The following is an 18,222-nucleotide window of genomic DNA, read 5'->3' on the forward strand; positions in this document are numbered from 1 at the left end:
TAATTCAGGAGTCATTAGGCATGATTCAGCAGTCATTGGTCATCAGTCCTCAGTCATTAGTTAGCAGTTAATAACTAAGCACTGAAGACTGCTGACTGATGACTAGCTTTGTCTACCGCCCTTACCGCGCTTGGAAGATTTGCGGCGGCGGCGGACGATTAAAGCGTCGCTGCGCTTGTTTTTGCGTCGAGTTTTTGCACCCAATGCTGGTTTACCCCAAGGAGTGACAGGCCCCGGACGTCCGATGGGAGCTCTGCCTTCGCCACCGCCGTGCGGGTGGTCTACCGGGTTCATGACACTACCGCGAACGGTGGGTCTACGACCTTTCCAGCGGGTGCGACCTGCTTTGCCGAGGCTGATGTTTCTGGCGTCTGTGTTGCCGACTTGACCGATAGTGGCATAGCAGTCGGCGCGGACTTTGCGCTGTTCGCCGGATGGCAGTTTCAGGGTAACGTAGCTACCTTCTTTTGCCATTAGCTGAGCGCTGGAGCCGGCGGAGCGAACGATTTGTCCGCCTTTTCCAGGTACTAGCTCGACGTTGTGGATGCTGGTACCGAGGGGAATGTTCTTCAGGGGGAGGGCGTTACCGATCTCGATCGGCGCGTCTGGGCCTGAGACAATTACTGTACCGACGTTTAAGTTGAGCGGGTGCAGGATGTACCGTTTTTCGCCGTCTTTGTAGAACAGGAGGGCGATGCGGGCGTTGCGATTGGGGTCATATTCGATCGCCTTGACGGTAGCTGGAATGCTGTGTTTGTCGCGGCGGAAGTCGATGTCTCTATAAAGCCGTTTGTGACCGCCTCCCCGGTGGCGACAGGTAATGACGCCTCGGTTGTTGCGGCCTTGTTTGGTGTGCTTATTACTGGTTAGAGACTTTTCTGGTTCTGATTTGGTAATTTCAGCAAAGTCCGAGACGGTTTGTTCTCGGGTGCTGGAGGTATAAGGTCGGTAAGAACGGATGCCCATAATCGATTTTAGATTTTAGATTTTAGATTTGGGATGCAAGGACTTGGCGGTTTTGGATTTTAGATTTGGGATTATCAGTTAACTTGGTAACTTTCTGGGTTTGGTATTTTCACCAGTTAACCGCAATCTAAAATCTAAAATCTAAAATCCAAAATTGGCTAAACTTCTGGGAATAGGAGTTTGCGGATCGAGTCTCCGTCGGTCAGAGTTACGGTTGCTCGCTTGTAACAAGGTTTAAATCCGACGAATTTGCCAACTCGACGCTTTTTGCGCGGCGGGTTTTGGGTGTTGACGCCGATGACTTTGACCTTAAATAGTTCTTCGATTGCAGCTTTGATTTGAGGCTTGGTCGCTTTGGGGGCTACGTCGAATGTGAATTGATTTAATTCCATCATTCGGGTAGCTTTCTCGGTGAGAATCGGACGCTGGATCAAATCTGCGTAGTCGCGGGGGTCGATTTTACTCACCGTAAATCTCCTGAATTTTAGCTATGGCTGTAGATGTGACGATAATTTTGTCAGCCGCGAGAACGTCGTAAACATTCAGGGAGGTTGCCAAGATGACGTTTACTAATTCGATGTTGCGTCCTGATAAGTAGACGTTTGGTTGCGGTTCTGGCAAGATTAACAGAACTTTTGTATCGGGTTCAATACCCCAGCGGGCGATCGCACTCAGCAATTCTTTGCTTTTCGGTTTCGGAAATTGCTCTGCAAATTCTTCAACCACAATGATGTCTTCGGTGCGACTTTGGAATGCTGTCCGCAAAGCGAGACGGCGTTCCTTTTTGTTCATTTTGACTTCAAAGTCTCTCGGTTTTGGTCCGAAGATGACACCGCCGCCCCGCCACAGCGGAGAACGGATAGAACCTGCTCTGGCTCGACCCGTGCCTTTTTGACGCCAGGGTTTGCGACCGCCGCCTCTGACTTCCGAGCGAGTTTTGGTGCAAGCATTTCCTTGACGAGCGTTATTCAGTTGTCGCGTCAATGCTCTGTGAACGATGTGAGACGCATTTTCTTCTTTGGCTACGCGCAGTTCTAAAGTTGTTTCCCCAACTTCTTCGCCTTGCCAATTTCGGACTACACAATTAACCATATCTTTTGTCCTTTGTCTGTTGTTAGTTGTCTGTTGTTAGTTGTCTGTTGTCTTTTGTCTGTCGTCTGTTGTCTGTTCTCAGGTCTTAGTTTTCAGCTCTTAGTTTTCAGCTTTTAGTTCTTAGTTATTGCTTGCTACTAACGGCCAACCACTATCTACTGACTGCTGACTACTGACTACTTACTACTGACTAACGTCCTACTTTTTTCTCAGGCACAACATTGACTAAGGCGCCAGCTTTGCCTGGAACTGCTCCCTTAATTAGCAGTAAATTCTGCTCTGTATCCACCCGGACAATTGTTAGTTTGCGGACGGTGACTTGAACGTTGCCCATACGTCCTGCCATTCTTTTCCCAGGATAAACGCGACCAGGAGTAGTTCCAGGCCCGATCGATCCAGGCTCGCGGTGGTTCTTGGAACCGTGAGACATGGGGCCTCGTTTAAAGTTGTGGCGCTTTTGAAAACCTGCAAAACCTTTACCGATGCTTGTACCGATGACATCTACTATTTGTCCCGGTGTAAAAGTATCTGCTTTTAGTTGTTGACCTAATTCAAATGAACTGGTGTCTTCCAATCGGTATTCCTGCAAGTGGCGCAGTGGATTCGCCCCCGACTTGGCAAGGTGTCCTAGTTCTGGCTTGTTGAGAGCCTTTGGTTTGACTTCGTTGTATCCAACTTGAACGGCACCGTAGCCGTCAGTTTGTTTTGTTTTGATTTGAGTTACTGTACAAGGCCCTGCTTGTATGACGGTGACGGGGATGGCTCTCCCTTCGGCGTCAAACACTTGAGTCATGCCTAGTTTAGTGCCAAGAATGCCTACAGACACGGATTTTCTTCCTTTTATTTACGCAAGAGGTTTCGGATTGCGAAATTTACGTCAATCCGCTTGCTCTTGTGCAGAAACATTTATTTCAGTGTTCCTGCAATTAACTGTTATCAACCAACAGCCTTCCTCGGTGTTTAAAATTTGAGTTTTAAATTTGGGAGCGAGCTTGTGGAAGTCTTGCAAGGGTTGAGATTCGCGGATTTTTACCTGCTATATCTCCGAGTTTTGTCTCGGTCTTGCTTGTTTGTGCCAGGACTTGAGCAGCAAACCACTCAGTATCCTTTACGGCGACAATTCACAATAGTACATGAAGTGTTTGCCGTTTGTCAAGGGCGCGATGAGAATTTTTCGCCTCAACTTTAGGATTTATAATATTTCCAGCTCGCAAGCAGCGATCGACCAAATTTTGATACAGCAGGAAACACAAATTTATGGGACTGATTACGACGGGATCTGATCTGATTCGGGATTTGGAAAAGTCGGGGTCGCTGGCCCTGTACGTTCCTTTAGAGGGAGGATTTGAGGGGCGCTACCTCCGCCGGCTGAGGGCCGCGGGCTACGGTGGGTACACGATTTCGGCGCGGGGTTTGGGCGATTTGGCGATGTATTTAACGGGGGTTCACGGGGTACGACCGCCGCATTTGGGCAAGAAAACTACTGGCAACGAAGGGGCGGTTGGTTATACATACTACGTGCCGCCGATGTTGAAAACTCAATTAGACAATTTGCCACCGAAAGCAAAAGGATTGGTGCTGTGGATTATTGAAGGGCAAATTTTGTCGAGTCAGGAGATTGAGTATTTGACTGTTTTGCCGACGTTAGAACCACGAGTTAAAATAGCAGTGGAGATGGGGGGCGATCGAGCTTTTAGCTGGAAGCCACTTAAAGATGCTTTAGTTGCAGCTTAAATTCTGCTGTTTTCGATCGCAAATCTACTAAAAAAACCAGCGAGCAACTAAAGCTCAACAGCTTCTGCTCGCTGGTTTTGATATTTTGGGGAAAAACTTAATTAACAGGAAAAATCTTATGCTTCAGAACCGCGATTATACGATCATTATTGACAAAAGCGGCAGTATGTACACAAAAGACCAGATGGGCGGTAAAAGTCGGTGGGCGCTCATGCAAGAATCGACGATCGCATTGGCGAATAAATGCGAAGAACTTGATCCTGATGGCATAACAGTTTATGTGTTTTCCGGTCGCTTCAAGCGCTACGACAACGTAACATCAGCTAAAGTAGTGCAAATTTTCCAAGAAAACGAACCTTCGGGAACTACGAATTTAGGTGCTGTTCTGCAAGACGCTCTGAACAGTTATTTTCAGCGCAAAGCATCCGGTAAGACCAAGCTAAATGGGGAAACAATATTAGTGGTGACGGACGGGGAACCGGACGATCGCAAAGAAGTGATGAAAATTATTATAGAGGCTTCCCGGAAGCTCGATCGAGATGAAGAGTTGGCGATTTCTTTCATTCAAGTAGGGAATGCGCCGGAAGCTACTAAGTTTCTCAAGATATTGGATGACGAACTGCAAAGCGCCGGGGCTAAATTCGATATCGTTGATACTGTCACGATGGATGATATTGAAGGAATGACCCTGACAGAGGTATTGCTGAATGCAATAACTGATTAAGGAGGCGGGTGAAGTTTCCGTGATTATATTGGGGCCAGTTGGCCCAGCAGCATTTTTTAGGGGGTTTAAGTTATGGAATCGATCGAGCGCCTGTTAGGTGAACTTAAGGCAGAGTATCAAGCATCTCAAAAAATTGCTGAGTTGAAAAGTCAGACATCGGTGCAAGCACAAGCGCCTATGCCACAAGCTGCAGTACCGTCAAATCAAACATTTAAAACATCCGATATAAATTTGTATGCTACTCCTTTGGAGAAGGATTTAGCTCAAATTAAGGCTGAGTACGAATCGCAAAATAAAGCTCAGGAAGTGGCTTCACAGCAACCGCTTAAGGCTGAGCACGAAGCGCAAAATCAAGCTCAGGAATTAGCTTCACAGCAACCGCAGCCAGCAGAAAAAGTCGCGGGGGCGCAGTTGGAGGTACAAACGCACAGACAGAAAGTTAGGCAAGCTCAGGTTTGGCTGAAAAAGTTGGATAAAAATTCCGATGAGGGATATTGGTTCGATCAGTTTGCTTTTAAGTATTCTTCGAGGATAGATGCGGCTATCGACTATTTGCAAGCGGTGAATGAGTTTGATTGATTGAACTACACGGTATTCACAATTGGTCAGGCCGTTTTTGGTTAATTGCCATCTCTATTTGTTGTAAGGACATGGCAGTGCTGTGTCTTTGCAAGACGTACAATAAATATCCTTTGTATCACGCGGTATTTAGGATACGGCAGTGCCGTATCCTACAAGTGGCCAGCAAATAAATATCATTTATAGCGACACAGCACAGTTATTTCCTGTGGCTGCGACAACCACGGAGAGGATTGATCCTATACTAAATTTTTGGCCACAGATGTAGGATGCAACAAAAACAAAGCTGCCTTTTTTGCTGTATCTTCAGATAGCTGAATTTGTTTTAACTCAACAATACCTTCACTGATAAAAGTATCTCTCAAAGCAGCTTTTTCTCCGCTGTTAAAAGTCGTTTCGTAAAACACTTCTCTAATTCCAGCCGCAATAACTAATTTCAAACAATAGATGCAGGGTTCTAAAGTGACGTAAATACTAGCCCCAGCAGTAGATATACCGTGTTTAGCAGCTTTGGCGATCGCATTTGCTTCCGCGTGAACCGCCCTTGAGGGCAAAGTTTTGCTGGCGTCGCAACTACTCAAACCAGGATAGCAGAAGCCTTGAGTAGTACAGTGTGCCGAACCTGACGGCGAACCGTTGTAACCCGTTGCTAAAACTTGCCTGTTTTTAGTTATCACCGCGCCTACAGGAAAAGCCAGACAAGTCGATCGAGTAGCGGCCAATTTTGCTAACATTAAGAAGTATTCGTCCCAATTCGGTCTTTCTTCTTCTAGATTCATTTTCTATCCTGAATGTATTGGTTGCTGGTTTTCAGACACTCGGCCGCCTTTTGCAATTCTATTCCCAAATAACCAATATGCTCGGGTTGGATGGCAGGGCAAGCCGCACAAATTTCTCGCACTAACTTGAGAGGGTTTTTTCCAGAATAACAGGTGACAACTTCGCCGCTGCCCGGGGTGGTTTGCGTGACAACTATTTGATTGTCGGCTACTTCAACTAAAAAATTGCCTGCTGCATCGAAAAAGTCTCGATCTTCGCAGATTTTAGCATATTGGGTTTGAATGAGTCGATCGGCATTTTCAAAGGTATCGTCATACAAGTGAGCAGATTGACTCAGCGTTACCAACGGGCCCATCGTCAAATTATAATCGGAACGCCTCGCAATTTCATCTCGAATGTGCTGCTGCAAAGCCCGCAAACCCATTGCATTTGCCGGCCAAGCCGCAAACATATCGTTACTGCGGAGAGTTGCGGTTAGCGATATTTCACCGTCCACAACTCGCACCCAAATGTGATTTAAACAAGGACTGCCACTGTGCTGGTGGTCGGATGAACCGTCAGGTCTTCTGTTAACATTTCCGCCCGCATCCCACAGACTAATTACAGCACTTGCTGCGTCAATTTCCTTAATTAGTTTGGCAATAACTTCTTCAATTTGATCTCGTCCAAACCATGACCGCATCCGCTGTGCGTAGGTATATTTAATGCCTTCGCTATATGGGGCATCTTCCAGCATTTGCGGTTTGTACTGTTCGAGGAAATCACGGTCTATTGGTAAGTAATTCGGTTCGGGAAAATAGAACTCCGCAGGTTCATCTGTAATCACTGCCATTAAGTCGATTAATTCTTGCCACTGTCCGTCGTAACCAGTCGGCCGTAAGGTGCCGGTGGTCTTAATTCGGTGGATGATTTTTACCCATGTTTCGGCGATTGTTTGGCCTTCGATTCTGTGTCCGTATTTCTGACCGGGAAGCACAGTCGGGACGATTTCAACTAATGGAAAAGTTAGGGTTTCTCCCCAAGGTTCAACCACTGCTTTTTCGGAAAAAGACTTTACAAAAGTCACTGTTTCTGCTATATTTATTGCTTCTTTCCATTCGATTGAATGACGCAATAGTTCTAAGGCTTCTGCTGATATTTCAATATCAATGTAGCCAAATATTGAAGATTTAATTAACCAGCAATCTCTACCAGTATCGCTTTTGCCGGCTTCAAAGCCGTTGCGAAAAAAGTCGATTAAGCACGCTGCGGCACCGGAGTTACGGTCTTCTTTGGTAGCGTTGAGAATTACTAAAAAGCGGACGTGGGGATTGCACAGCAAGTTTCTAATTAAGAAGTTGATGCCGCGAGTAGGAGAGTATAGTTGTCCGATGACAGCAAATTCGTTGGGTTGTAATTTTTTGCCGATCGCACTTTTTACTGTCCAGCCGCTGACAATGGCTGTTTGCCCCGTTCCGCAAATTAATTGATTTGGCTTGTATAGGGGTTTGTACTCAAATTTATTGACGAGATTTGTGGCTGTCATGGTTTACCGTTTTTTGCACCGCGTACTACTATATCAATAGTTTGGATGGTTTGAAGGGGCACTATCAATCATCTTTATGCCACCGCTGCAAGGATTTGTTATGCTGCGTCAACGCAAATCTTTGCCTGAATGTCTTTTACCGCGATCGCCTTCAGCGGAATTGAAATCACAAACTCTGTACCTTCACCTAAAGTTGAGTTGACTTCTAAAGTTCCAGAGTGTTTCTGGACTACGATTTGATGAGCGATCGCCAATCCTAGGCCTGTTCCTTGCCCCACGCCTTTAGTGGTAAACAGATGCTCAAAGATTTTTGGCTTCACCGCATCCGTCATCCCAATCCCATTATCCTGAATTCGGATCACTACCTGAGATTCCGACAATTGGGTTTTGACAGTAATCTGGTTGGGTTTGGCTTTGATCTGAGCAAAACTGCGTCCTTGATTTGATTCCTCAAGCGCATCGATCGCATTTGCCAGCACATTCATAAATACCTGATTCAACTGTCCCGCAAAGCATTCTACCTCTGGCAGATCGCCATAGTCTGTGATGACTTGAATTTCCGGGCGACATTCGTTGGCTTTGAGGCGATGCTTGAGAATCAACAGCGTGCTGTCAATGCCGTCGTGGATATTGCAAGTAATTGGGAGTTCGCAATCCGAACGCGAGAAGGTTCTTAAACTGGTGCTGATGGTGCGAATGCGATCGACTCCTTCTTGCATCGAATCGATTAATTTGGGTAGATCCTCTTGTAAGTATTCCAAGTCTATTTCCTCCACGAATGCCTGAAGCGTGGTACTTGGATAAGGGAGTTCTTTTTGGTAGAGAGCGATCAGTTTAAAGAGGTCTTTAATATAGTCCTGAGCAGGATTCAGATTGCCCGCAATAAAGCCAAGCGGGTTATTAATCTCGTGCGCGACACCCGCCACTAAATTGCCCAAAGCAGACATCTTTTCGGTGTGGACTAAGTGACACTGAGACTGTTGCAGTTGTGTGAAGGCTGCTTCTAAATCAGCCGTTTGCTCAGCTACACGCTGTTCGAGATTTTTCGTTAACTGCCGTAGCTGCAAATGAGTTTTTACCCGTGCTAGCATCTCCTTTTCTTGAAAGGGTTTGGTGATGTAGTCCACAGCACCCAAGTCAAATCCTTTCTCCTTACTATCGGCATCGGAGACAGCGGTCATAAAAATGATCGGAATGCTGGCTGTCCTGGGATCTGCCTTCAGACGTTGGCAGGTTTCAAAGCCGTCAATTCCTGGCATTTGAACATCGAGCAAGATCAGATCGGGAGGATAAACTTGGACTCGCTTAAGAGCGCGATCGCCGTTGATTGCGGTTGCTACTTCATACCCCGCATCACTTAAGGTTTCACAAACCACTTCTAAGTTTGCAGGGGTATCATCCACCACCAGAATTAATTGAGGACTAGACATCGGCTTTTTTCTCTGTGAGGTGTTGTTGTAGCAACTCTTCAATTTCTTCGTCTTTAAATTGCTTAGCAAGCCGAAGAATTTGTGATGCAAAATCAGCGTAGCGAGGGTTAGAGTGAGCAAGATGCTCTGTGTGTTCTCGTAGCCGTTTTAAGTTGCCTTGCTGTGCCAGTTGTAGTAATGCCCTTAACTCTAAAGTCGAAGGAATAATCCCTTCAGGCTTATCTAATGCAGTCGTTAGAGTGGATGGCCCAGAGTCGTTTGAGGCTGTCATTTCATATTTCCACTTTAATTCCAAATGAGTGGCTAAGAGGTTAAATAATTCACTGACTTCCACTGGCTTGGCCAGGAAATCATTTCCCCCTGCATCTAAACTCATTTGTTGATAGGCTTGTGATACTGATGCAGAAGAGACAAGGATCTTCTGGTGTTGCAACTCATTTGCACTGCGAACCTGTTTGAGCAGTTCAAAGCCATCCATGACTGGCATTGCCAAGTCTGTAATCACTAAGTCAGGTTGAGACTGTCGTATTTTTTCCAATCCTTCTTGTCCATTTTCTGCCTCAGTAAGTTGGAATCCTAGTGGATATAACAAGTTGACGAGAACGGCTCGGTTTTCCCAACGATCGTCTACAACAAGAATGCTGCGTCGTTGTCCTTCGTAACCAATAATTTGTTTTCCAGTTGTGAGGGAGTTTTGCTCGGCCCAATCGGTGGCGATCGCCATTTCCACCTCAAAAAAGAACTCACTACCGACTCCGGGTTGGCTCTTAACTTGGATTTTTCCGTTCATAAGTTGGACAATCCTTTGGCTGATCGCGAGTCCTAAACCCGTACCCTCGACTTGGCGCTGGCGATCGCCCACTTGTTCAAAAGCCTGAAAAATTTTATCCAAATGATCGGGCGCAATTCCTACGCCCGTATCCTCAACTTGAAATTTGAAAGAGTGAGTGGACGGATTGGGATGATTCTCAACTACGGCAACCTTGAGCGTGACACAACCTTTGTCGGTGAATTTAATCGCATTTCCCACCAAGTTGAGTAACACCTGACGCAGCCGTTTTTCATCGGCAAAAATCCCTTCAGGCAACTGCGGATCGGGCTGGTAAACGAAGTTAATGCCTTTTTGGTCGGCACGAATGCCGCAGATTTCAGCGACACCTTGGAGGAATGAGGGAAAGTGAATCCCTTTAGGTGTGAGTTCTAATTTGCCGGCTTCAATTTTGGACAAGTCCAACACATCGTTAATCAGGGTCAGCAAATGAGAACCACACTGGTGAATGATTTCTACCCCATGACGTTCTTTCGCTGGCAATGCGCTGCTGCGGTTGAGGATTTGAGCATAGCCCAAAATACCGTTGAGAGGAGTGCGAAGTTCGTGGCTCATGTTGGCGAGAAATTCGCTTTTTGCTTTGTTGGCATTGTCTGCAGCTTCCTTTGCATACTTGAGTTCGGCGGTGCGTTTTTCAACTCGCTGTTCAAGCTGCTGGTTAGTTTGCTCTAGGGCGGTGAAGGAATCGCGCAACTGCTGCGCCATTCGGTTAAAGGATTGAGCAAGTACACCCAGTTCTTTAACGCCAGAGGTTTCGACGTTTTGGTCGAGTTTTCCTTCGGCGATCGCTTCCGATGCGTGACTGAGCAGCAAAATGGGTCGAGCAATCCAGCGCGAGGTGTAGATACCCAAAACGGTTGCCAGTCCTAATGCGCCTAAACACAGCCAAATCGTGTTGACTGTATTGGCATTAATTCGTCCCATGAAATCTGATTCCGGCATGGCGACGACTACGAGCCAGTCCAATCCCCATTCGTCCTGCCAGGGAGTTACTTGAACAAACTCCCGCTCACCCTGGATCTCAAAGTCTAGGCGCTGGATGGTTTGAATGGTTTTCAGATCGCCGAAGCGATCGCCGAGATACTTGGACGTGGCTTGAATTAGGGCGTCCTTACTCTCAAAGCCCCGCAGTCGCTGAGGTTTGCCGTTGGTCACTGAAAACACCGGCGCATCGCTAGAGCTGGCAACGATTAATCCGTTGCGCTCCAGAATGAATACCTTGCTGGATTGACTAACCTTAATTTCACGTAAAAAGTCACTAATTTGCGAAAGGCGTTGCTCGACCCCCACGCTGCCGATCAACTGACCATTCTTGTCATAGATGGGGCGACTCGTGGCGATCGACAAGGGGTAGTTATTAGTCTCCCATTGATAGATCTCGCTCCACCCTGGCTTGCCCGTCTCGACACCTTTGGCGTACCAGCCTTCTTTCTGGAACTGATACGCTTTGGTGATTTCAAACATTTTAGTTGGCTTGCTTTGGTCATTTGTAATGTAGTTGTACAAATCTGGATTGCCGTACCGCTTCGGTAGCACCAGGCTAATGTCAGGATTGCCATGGTTCGGAATGGTTGACTCGCGGTAATATCCCGAGGCAATAAAGTCCCCCGTTTTAGACCCGTACAGGATATAGCCAACTTTGTAGGTTTTTACCTGCTTTGCAAAGAATTGAGCCAGGCGATCGGCATCCTGTAAGTTCAGCAATCCCAGGTCAATTTGCTCGCCGTTGATTTGCGTCAAATAGCGGGTTGCAGCGGCATAGCTGTCGAGGTGCTGATCCACACGGTTACTCACCTCTGTTTGTAAGTTAGTCGCTAGTTCATTCACTGCTTTTTGTCCATTTCGCAGTGACAGATACCCTGTTAATCCTACGGCAGCGAAGATTTGCAGGATGAATGGAACAACCAGACCGGTTCGCAGGGGAACCTTACTAAAGCCTTTAGCAGCACCAATTGTGGACTTCGACAGCATAGCGTTCAGAACAGTAAAGATAGGGTACAGGCCTGAGAGTTCCCAAACTTGGTTTATAGGCACCAGATTTTATCTGCAATAAACAGGAAAAATATCGGCTTCGGTTGGACTTCTAAAAAAGCATTGCGGTTCAAGTTTTATAGCGTCAAATCCCGCACCACTTGGTAGCGGAAATCGACACCAACACTAACAATTGATGTCCTACCTCCAACGACCAGTCGCATTAGCAAGTTGCGAGTCACTTTCTCTTTTTCACGGAGAGCAACAATGGCTGAGTTAGATGTGGCGTTGGTTGGTGGAGTGGCAGGGAGGCTGTTATCACCTCGGATCTGTTAGCAGACTGTTGTATTTAGTAGATCGGGCGATCGTTCTGGCTCAAATTTCAAGGCGATCGCACACACTCCACCAAAAATATCTCAACCCCATTACAATCGAAGACTACCGCTTATAGAATCAACTTGACATCTTTTGGGCGAGGGGAGCATCTCATATTTGTAAAAACACTTCTTCTGGCTCCTTCTTCCTCTTTCCTCCTGCCTCCTGCCTCCAATGGCTCCTTCTTTCTTCCTCTTTCCTCGCAGCCTCGCGCCTGACAGTCTGTGGCCTCCAAACTCCAATTTCTAGCTTGGCTGCAAAAGTGGGATGCTCCCGGGGCGATCGAGTAAAATTGACAAAAAGAGGTAAATTTAATCAGATTGGGGTTTAAAATGGGTTATTCCAGCGATGTCAGCAACAAAGAGTGGGAAATTATTGAGCCATTACTGTTCCAAAAGAAGAAAACCCAACCTCCGGTGTGGACTTGCGTGGCAAATCCTTTTCGGGGATATTTTATCAACTCAAGAACGGTTGTAATTGGTCAGACTTTCCCAGAGCTATACCACAATATTCTACTGTCTTCTGGCATTACCCAAATTGGTGTGAGGACTGTGTACTTGATCGGATTATGACCGACTTACATAGTAAGGTGCGCTAACAAGTCAAAAAAAACCGCAGTGGACAACCCTAATAATGATTGACTCACTTATGCGAGAAAAACACGCTTCTACGCTAGTGAGGAGTCTAAAGGGTTTTGTTTATACAAATGCACCGTTTAGCATCAAAAGACATATAGCTGTCGATATACTTGGCTTTCCCTTCTTTACCCACTGTACCAAAGCTAGCTTATCTGATAATCTGCAAGCTGATTGAAATTTTTTCCCAAAACATCGATTACTTCAAATCTAAACCTGCCGAACTTCCCAAAACTACCATCTTGTTAGACAACGGGTACCACCCTGAGAAACGCAACTGTTGCCTTGGAGGAGATTTATCCTCAGATTATGGCTAAGATTAAATTTGAACTCGCAGCCGCGCCATCAAAAGCCGAAAAGTACGCTAAACGGCAATCTGAATTTGTGCCCTCGGCGGCTAGATGGGGGAAGAGAACGTTCCAACGCTTGGGTGGAAAGATGCAAAAGCTGGCGTCAAAAACTTTGATCGCACACTCGCTCGTTCAAATGCCAAACTCAAGCTTTGCTTGATCAGACTGATGCTTAGAAGACTAGCCACCGCGTAAAAAGATCTCAAATGGGTTCTATAGATTAGCGGGATTTGCCGATGGCACTGAGCTTGAGTCTGTCCCAAATTTGTCGCTGCTGAGTTTACCGGGAAAACTGGTTGCAGGCAAACTGCCACAGGTACTCTAAACAAAAAAATTATCAAAAAAATAAAAAAGTGCGATCGACCGCGTTAGCAATTGCCGATAATTAGCGGCGCACTTATTTTGCACTCTCGGGCTGATTGCCGGTTGATGCGTAGATACCATGCCACCAAACCCAACATTTCTCCGAGAAACTGGGTTTACGAGGCCTTGTCCTAATTAAGATACAATAAGAACCACAAAGAAATTGCGATCGACATTATTTGACAGTCAAGCTATGCAATCTACAACTCAGTCCGAGACAGAACTGGCGATGGACGCTCCCAAACACGGATTGCCCGTTACAATCATTACAGGATTTCTCGGCAGCGGCAAAACAACCCTGCTCAACCACATCCTGACCAATCAGCAGGGTTTGAAAACAGCAGTTTTGGTAAATGAATTTGGCGAAATCGGCATCGACAACGAACTGATTGTCACCACCGACGACAACATGGTTGAGCTGAACAACGGCTGCATCTGCTGCACAATTAATGAAGATTTAGTTAATGCAGTTTACAAAGTTCTGGAACGTCAAGAAAATCTCGATTATCTGGTAGTCGAAACAACCGGACTCGCCGACCCGCTGCCAGTAGCGATGACTTTTTTAGGCACAGAACTGCGCGACCTAACTCGTCTCGATTCGATAGTGACAGTAGTAGACGCAGCTAACTACAGCTTAGATTTGTTCAACTCTCAAGCAGCTTACAGTCAAATAGCTTACGGCGATATAATTATCCTCAACAAAACAGATTTGGTTGAAGAAGCAGATTTAGATTTGTTAGAAGTTAAGATTCGCGATGTCAAAGAAGGTGCTCGAATTCTGCGAACAGTAAAATCGCAAGTTCCCCTGCCGCTAGTCCTCAGCGTCGGATTGTTTGAATCAGACAAATATTTCCAATCTGAAAAAACTGCTAGCAGTCACGACCATCACGACCATCACGACCATCACGACCACAGCCATCACGACCACAGCCATCACGACCATCACGACCATCACGACCATCACGACCACAGCCATCACGACCACTCCGACCATTTAGAAAATGACGGATTTACCTCAATTTCTTTCCAAAGCGACAAGCCGTTTTCTCTGAGAAAATTTCAATATTTCTTAGACAAACAACTGCCAACAAATGTGTTTCGCGCGAAAGGAATTATGTGGTTTGAAGAAAGTCCGAAACGGCATATTTTTCACTTGAGCGGCAAGCGATTTACGATGGACGATGATGAGTGGAAAGGTGAGCGGAAGAACCAGCTTGTTCTCATCGGTCAGGGTTTGGATACCGAGAATTTGCGCTCGCAACTCGAAAACTGTCTTTGTATGCCTTCAACCAGTCGCGGTAAAGGTTTTGGGAAGAACTAACAGTAAAATATTCTTTTCACCTAAACCAAAGAGCGTCGCGGTCTAATTGTTTTCGCGATCGCGAACTGGAGATGGATGGGGACAATGAAGGGCGATCGCCCTCTAAGAAAAAGAGTGCCCTCCAAGAAAAAGAGCGCCCTCGAATAAAAAGAGCGATCGACCTATTTTATTGTTGCTAACAAAAACAGAGCCGCACACTTATACTGTCCGCCGATCTCAAAAGCACGATCGCCAGTGCTTTCAAAGGTGCAGAGTTGCGTTGGTTTTACGTAATCTCTGCACCTTTATGCTGTTCCCACCACCTCTCACCACTCCTACTTCCCACAAGCAGCGCAATAGTTGGCAAACTCAACGAGGTCTGGGAGTTTCCCGTGATAGTCTCACGTTCCTTGTTTTCGGCTAAGCTATTACAACAAGCTTGCAAGAAGACGGGCTATGAGCAATCGGCGGCTAAAAAGAATTCGTGATTGTATTTCGCTCTTTTTATTACGACTCAAAAGGAATTTTTGGTGTTTTTGGGTAAAAATTCAAGATGACATTTTTCTTTTTTTTGCTAATTGTTTGTTAGCCCTTCTCAAATTGATTGGTTACGCTGCCTTGTTTTTGGGTTTGATTTTAATGCTGGGTCATTTCTGTCTAGTTGACATACAAATTAGCCGTGCGCGCATAACCCTCCAATCTCAGTGTCCTGAACCAGTGATCGAGCCTAAGCCTGCCGTGTCATTTAAGACTCAGGCGGGTCAACTATAAACTTGCCTTTGAAGCCCCCACGCTTAATCTAAGATTTAGTGGTGAGTGGCTGACAATTTCATTTTCATCGCGACACGGCGATGGCGCTGCTGTTCAAATAATCCTAAGACGCTACCAAAAAGCAAGTCAATGCGAGTCATCATCCAGCGAGTAAAATCATCTCAAGTCGAAATAGAAGGTCAAATTGTCGGCAAAATTGGCCGCGGGCTTAACTTGCTTGTAGGTATTGCAGACACCGACACCGAAGAAGAACTCGATTGGATGGCTCGCAAATGCCTGGAACTGCGTTTGTTTCCCGACTCTGCCGGGAATACCGGGCGCTGGGACAAGTCCGTACAAGACATCGGCGGCGAGTTGCTGGTTGTGAGTCAGTTTACGCTCTACGGGGACTGCCGCAAAGGTCGGCGGCCTTCATTTGACCGAGCCGCGGCTCCTGAACGAGCTGAAATTTTTTATGATAAATTTGTCAAAAAGTTGCGCCAAAGCGGCTTAAAAGTCGAAACAGGCTTGTTTGGAGCGATGATGCAAGTCTCGATCGAGAATGACGGGCCAGTGACTTTGGTATTAGAGAAAGAATCAGGGTGAATTGTTTGCCAACAAAGCTCTCTTTGCTTCTTTCTTATTCCTTCTTCCTTCTTGGATAAGATCAAATTTCCAGATTAACCGGGTTTCCGAATTACTGTGCCGTAGCTTCAGAATACATTGCAGTTAGCTACACTCTGCCGAGTCTCGATTCCACAATCTATAACGGCCAAAACCGCCTCAGATAGCCAGTTATTAGATTGTCCACTCAGCGGCCTGGCAGCACCCTGAATTTTCTTCGCGCTCGCCCACCCAAATAACAGCTCAGAATGCTTGTACAGTAAGGCTTTAACGGCAATAAAATCAATCTTCCACAGCCAGCGCTTAGAATCAGATTCAGCAGCCAAAAACTGTTGCATGAGAGAGTGGAACACTGGCATCACTGCGGTTATCTCTACTTCCGTAACATTCAATGTATAGAGAGTTGAATCAGCACAGCAAGCGAAACCGCCAGCAACTGCCACCTCACTCTCTGACAAATGTCCTCGCACACCCGCTGTGCCCTACCACCCGATAAACGCCATGACTCTCAAAACTGCCACCAACACCGTCAACTGCAACACCGCTTCTGACATCAACAGCATTCCGGCTGCATCCAGCGAACAAACCGCCGAAATCAATTCTCTTCCAAGCATCGATATCCTCGCTTTGGCTAACTTCGCCCTCAAAGAATTGCAAGCGGAAATGAAAACTTCCAGCCGCAGCGCTCAAGCAGTGGCGATGCGGATTGCTAAGGAAGTCGAACGGATTTGCCAAAAAAGCGATCGCATCCAAATTTCCGGCGAAGTTGAAGCTTGGCAAATCACCTTGGCCGAGCACCGGTTGCAAAAAACCCTGCAATACTACCGCCTCGGTTCCAAACAAGGCCGCGTCGAACTGCACTCTCACCTCGCGGCCATGATTTACCGCCATGTTGCTTCTTTCCGCTCGAACTTGAACTTCCAAGCTCGCTACAACATGATTGAAGACTTTTTGCAAGGCTTTTACATCGAATCTCTGCGAGCTTTCCGCCGCGAACACCAACTCGATGTCACCTACCAGCCCAGAACACAGCTAGAATTGGCTGAGTACATGGCTTTTACCGAACACTACGCGAAGCGCCAAATCGGTTTACCCGGCCGCAACCGCCAACGCCTGATCGTGTTGCGCGCTCAAGGATTTGCCAAGGGCCAGCCTCCCGAAACTGCGATCGACATTGAAATGGCTGTAGAATCCGGCAAGGGAGAAGAAGCAGAAATGTACAGCCGCTCTCCGGCGCTGCAACAAGTGCGCGAGCAAATGGTATCGGAAACTGTCGATCCGGCTGATGCTGTGCTGCGCGATCGAGTAGTCTCGGAATTGATCGCCTATCTGGAATCGCAAAATCAGCCAGAATGCGTGAATTACTTAACTTTAAAACTGCAAGACCTTTCGGCTTCGGAAATTGACCGCGCGCTCGGTTTGTCTTCCCGCCAGCGCGACTACTTGCAACAACGTTTCAAGTACCACGTCGAAAAATTTGCCCGCACTCAAAATTGGAAACTCGTCCACGAATGGCTGGGTGCTGATGTCGATCAAAAGCTGGGAATGACTTCGGACAAATGGGAAGCTTTTCGCGCTCAACTGTCGCCTGAAATGCAGCAACTGTTACAAATGAAGCGGAATCAAGAAAGCGACAAGGCGATCGCCACCGCGCTCAAATGCACTCCCAAACAAGTCCAAAAACGCTGGGCGCAACTGTTGGAGCTGGCTAGCCAGACTCGCAACAGCAGCCAAGCTTAATTGGTGCTCCAATATGAATGCAACTGTTTTCTTGAGACTGGAAAATGCGATCGGGTGCGGCACCTGCACAGGAATGCCCGCCCCGGCGTCCGCTCTCAAATCAACAAGGGCTGCTACTAACTTATCGCCGCTTTTTGGCATATTCAATTTATTAAAACAACATTACTTTTTTTAATATCTTTCGTTCCCTGGTTAGGCCGGGGAATTTGTTTTTATTAGTCATTATTACTTTTTTTAATATCTTTCGTTCCCTGGTTAGACCGGGGAATTTGTTTTTATTAGTTATTAGTCCTCAGTTATGGGAAATTGCTTGCTGAAGAGGCGGCATTGCATATATTCATAATGATATTTAGGGCTTGCGGTCGAAGGGCATAAACCGGAGTCCAGACATTATCTGGCGCGGGTTACATCGCAAGACCTTATGTTATTATTCCAAATTTAAAGAGATGTTCAAC

General features: G+C 46.5%; 18 protein-coding genes. 9 read left to right on the plus strand and 9 right to left on the minus strand.

Going from position 1 to position 18,222, the window contains the following annotated elements:
- Positions 1 to 102: 102 nt before the first annotated feature.
- From rplB to rplC, 4 genes are all read right to left on the minus strand, one after another.
- Positions 103 to 966: a 50S ribosomal protein L2 gene (rplB, locus tag QUA57_RS04525; protein ID WP_333039612.1), complete on the minus strand. Its 864-nt coding sequence runs from the start codon at positions 964 to 966 to the stop codon at positions 103 to 105.
- Between the two features lie 158 nt (positions 967 to 1,124).
- On the minus strand, positions 1,125 to 1,433 hold the full coding sequence (locus tag QUA57_RS04530) for a 50S ribosomal protein L23 (RefSeq protein ID WP_006634999.1): 309 nt from the start codon (positions 1,431 to 1,433) through the stop codon (positions 1,125 to 1,127).
- Positions 1,426 to 2,058, minus strand: a complete 633-nt coding sequence (gene rplD / locus QUA57_RS04535; RefSeq protein ID WP_333059806.1) for a 50S ribosomal protein L4 — start codon at positions 2,056 to 2,058, stop codon at positions 1,426 to 1,428. The genes QUA57_RS04530 and rplD overlap by 8 nt, the downstream gene beginning before the upstream one ends.
- 190 nt (positions 2,059 to 2,248) lie before the next feature.
- The gene (gene rplC / locus QUA57_RS04540; protein ID WP_333039608.1) at positions 2,249 to 2,884 is read right to left on the minus strand and encodes a 50S ribosomal protein L3; all 636 of its coding nucleotides are present in this window, start codon (positions 2,882 to 2,884) and stop codon (positions 2,249 to 2,251) included.
- Between the two features lie 431 nt (positions 2,885 to 3,315).
- Here rplC and QUA57_RS04545 point away from each other — a divergent pair, with 431 nt between their 5' ends.
- From QUA57_RS04545 to QUA57_RS04555, 3 genes are all read left to right on the plus strand, one after another.
- Positions 3,316 to 3,792 (plus strand): NAD(P)H-quinone oxidoreductase subunit N, encoded by a 477-nt coding sequence (locus QUA57_RS04545; RefSeq protein ID WP_333059805.1) that lies wholly within the window; start codon positions 3,316 to 3,318, stop codon positions 3,790 to 3,792.
- A gap of 118 nt (positions 3,793 to 3,910) precedes the next feature.
- Entirely contained in the window at positions 3,911 to 4,516 is a 606-nt protein-coding gene (locus QUA57_RS04550; RefSeq protein ID WP_333059804.1) for a VWA domain-containing protein, read from the plus strand.
- Positions 4,517 to 4,588: 72 nt separating this feature from the next.
- On the plus strand, positions 4,589 to 5,095 hold the full coding sequence (locus tag QUA57_RS04555; protein WP_333059803.1) for a salt stress protein, Slr1339 family: 507 nt from the start codon (positions 4,589 to 4,591) through the stop codon (positions 5,093 to 5,095).
- Positions 5,096 to 5,334: 239 nt separating this feature from the next.
- Here the strand turns inward: QUA57_RS04555 and QUA57_RS04560 are convergent, their stop codons facing one another.
- From QUA57_RS04560 to QUA57_RS04575, 4 genes are all read right to left on the minus strand, one after another.
- Positions 5,335 to 5,874, minus strand: a complete 540-nt coding sequence (locus tag QUA57_RS04560) for a dCMP deaminase family protein (RefSeq protein WP_333059802.1) — start codon at positions 5,872 to 5,874, stop codon at positions 5,335 to 5,337.
- Complete coding sequence (locus tag QUA57_RS04565; RefSeq protein ID WP_333059801.1) at positions 5,871 to 7,400, minus strand: thymidylate synthase; 1,530 nt, start codon at positions 7,398 to 7,400, stop codon at positions 5,871 to 5,873. Before QUA57_RS04565 ends, QUA57_RS04560 begins: the two co-directional genes overlap by 4 nt.
- Positions 7,401 to 7,498: 98 nt before the next feature.
- On the minus strand, positions 7,499 to 8,830 hold the full coding sequence (locus QUA57_RS04570; RefSeq protein ID WP_333059800.1) for a response regulator: 1,332 nt from the start codon (positions 8,828 to 8,830) through the stop codon (positions 7,499 to 7,501).
- The gene (locus QUA57_RS04575) at positions 8,823 to 11,630 is read right to left on the minus strand and encodes an ATP-binding protein (protein WP_333059799.1); all 2,808 of its coding nucleotides are present in this window, start codon (positions 11,628 to 11,630) and stop codon (positions 8,823 to 8,825) included. The genes QUA57_RS04570 and QUA57_RS04575 overlap by 8 nt, the downstream gene beginning before the upstream one ends.
- A 280-nt stretch (positions 11,631 to 11,910) precedes the next feature.
- On the opposite strand from QUA57_RS04575, the gene QUA57_RS04580 reads away from it, so the two are divergent.
- From QUA57_RS04580 to dtd, 5 genes are all read left to right on the plus strand, one after another.
- On the plus strand, positions 11,911 to 12,081 hold the full coding sequence (locus tag QUA57_RS04580; RefSeq protein ID WP_333039595.1) for a hypothetical protein: 171 nt from the start codon (positions 11,911 to 11,913) through the stop codon (positions 12,079 to 12,081).
- Positions 12,082 to 12,423: 342 nt separating this feature from the next.
- Positions 12,424 to 12,603, plus strand: a complete 180-nt coding sequence (locus tag QUA57_RS28625; protein WP_445251949.1) for a transposase — start codon at positions 12,424 to 12,426, stop codon at positions 12,601 to 12,603.
- A 346-nt stretch (positions 12,604 to 12,949) separates the two neighbouring features.
- Positions 12,950 to 13,150 carry a hypothetical protein gene (locus tag QUA57_RS04590; RefSeq protein WP_333059796.1) on the plus strand — a complete coding sequence of 67 codons (201 nt, stop codon included), beginning with the start codon at positions 12,950 to 12,952 and terminating at the stop codon, positions 13,148 to 13,150.
- Positions 13,151 to 13,546: 396 nt separating this feature from the next.
- Positions 13,547 to 14,674 (plus strand): GTP-binding protein, encoded by a 1,128-nt coding sequence (locus QUA57_RS04595; protein ID WP_333059795.1) that lies wholly within the window; start codon positions 13,547 to 13,549, stop codon positions 14,672 to 14,674.
- An 879-nt stretch (positions 14,675 to 15,553) separates the two neighbouring features.
- Positions 15,554 to 16,009 carry a D-aminoacyl-tRNA deacylase gene (gene dtd, locus QUA57_RS04600; RefSeq protein ID WP_333059794.1) on the plus strand — a complete coding sequence of 152 codons (456 nt, stop codon included), beginning with the start codon at positions 15,554 to 15,556 and terminating at the stop codon, positions 16,007 to 16,009.
- A 107-nt stretch (positions 16,010 to 16,116) separates the two neighbouring features.
- Here the strand turns inward: dtd and QUA57_RS04605 are convergent, their stop codons facing one another.
- A complete protein-coding gene (locus QUA57_RS04605) occupies positions 16,117 to 16,485 on the minus strand; it encodes a hypothetical protein (protein ID WP_333059793.1) in 369 nt (122 codons plus the stop codon).
- Between the two features lie 43 nt (positions 16,486 to 16,528).
- Here QUA57_RS04605 and QUA57_RS04610 point away from each other — a divergent pair, with 43 nt between their 5' ends.
- On the plus strand, positions 16,529 to 17,767 hold the full coding sequence (locus QUA57_RS04610) for a HetZ-related protein (protein WP_333059792.1): 1,239 nt from the start codon (positions 16,529 to 16,531) through the stop codon (positions 17,765 to 17,767).
- Positions 17,768 to 18,222: the final 455 nt, after the last annotated feature.

The organism is Microcoleus sp. Pol7_B2 (genome assembly GCF_036701035.1).
Taxonomy (GTDB): domain Bacteria; phylum Cyanobacteriota; class Cyanobacteriia; order Cyanobacteriales; family Microcoleaceae; genus Microcoleus.

What these genes read in the sequence shown, in the direction of transcription:
- rplB (WP_333039612.1), bottom strand. Translation starts at nt 966, where the DNA reads ATGGGCATCCGTTCTTACCGACCTTATACCTCCAGCACCCGAGAACAA.
- QUA57_RS04545 (WP_333059805.1), top strand. Translation starts at nt 3,316, where the DNA reads ATGGGACTGATTACGACGGGATCTGATCTGATTCGGGATTTGGAAAAG.
- QUA57_RS04580 (WP_333039595.1), top strand. Translation starts at nt 11,911, where the DNA reads ATGTGGCGTTGGTTGGTGGAGTGGCAGGGAGGCTGTTATCACCTCGGA.
- QUA57_RS04575 (WP_333059799.1), bottom strand. Translation starts at nt 11,630, where the DNA reads ATGCTGTCGAAGTCCACAATTGGTGCTGCTAAAGGCTTTAGTAAGGTT.
- QUA57_RS04555 (WP_333059803.1), top strand. Translation starts at nt 4,589, where the DNA reads ATGGAATCGATCGAGCGCCTGTTAGGTGAACTTAAGGCAGAGTATCAA.
- QUA57_RS04595 (WP_333059795.1), top strand. Translation starts at nt 13,547, where the DNA reads ATGCAATCTACAACTCAGTCCGAGACAGAACTGGCGATGGACGCTCCC.
- QUA57_RS04610 (WP_333059792.1), top strand. Translation starts at nt 16,529, where the DNA reads ATGACTCTCAAAACTGCCACCAACACCGTCAACTGCAACACCGCTTCT.
- QUA57_RS04570 (WP_333059800.1), bottom strand. Translation starts at nt 8,830, where the DNA reads ATGTCTAGTCCTCAATTAATTCTGGTGGTGGATGATACCCCTGCAAAC.
- QUA57_RS04590 (WP_333059796.1), top strand. Translation starts at nt 12,950, where the DNA reads ATGGCTAAGATTAAATTTGAACTCGCAGCCGCGCCATCAAAAGCCGAA.
- QUA57_RS04565 (WP_333059801.1), bottom strand. Translation starts at nt 7,400, where the DNA reads ATGACAGCCACAAATCTCGTCAATAAATTTGAGTACAAACCCCTATAC.
- QUA57_RS04560 (WP_333059802.1), bottom strand. Translation starts at nt 5,874, where the DNA reads ATGAATCTAGAAGAAGAAAGACCGAATTGGGACGAATACTTCTTAATG.
- rplD (WP_333059806.1), bottom strand. Translation starts at nt 2,058, where the DNA reads ATGGTTAATTGTGTAGTCCGAAATTGGCAAGGCGAAGAAGTTGGGGAA.
- QUA57_RS04550 (WP_333059804.1), top strand. Translation starts at nt 3,911, where the DNA reads ATGCTTCAGAACCGCGATTATACGATCATTATTGACAAAAGCGGCAGT.
- dtd (WP_333059794.1), top strand. Translation starts at nt 15,554, where the DNA reads ATGCGAGTCATCATCCAGCGAGTAAAATCATCTCAAGTCGAAATAGAA.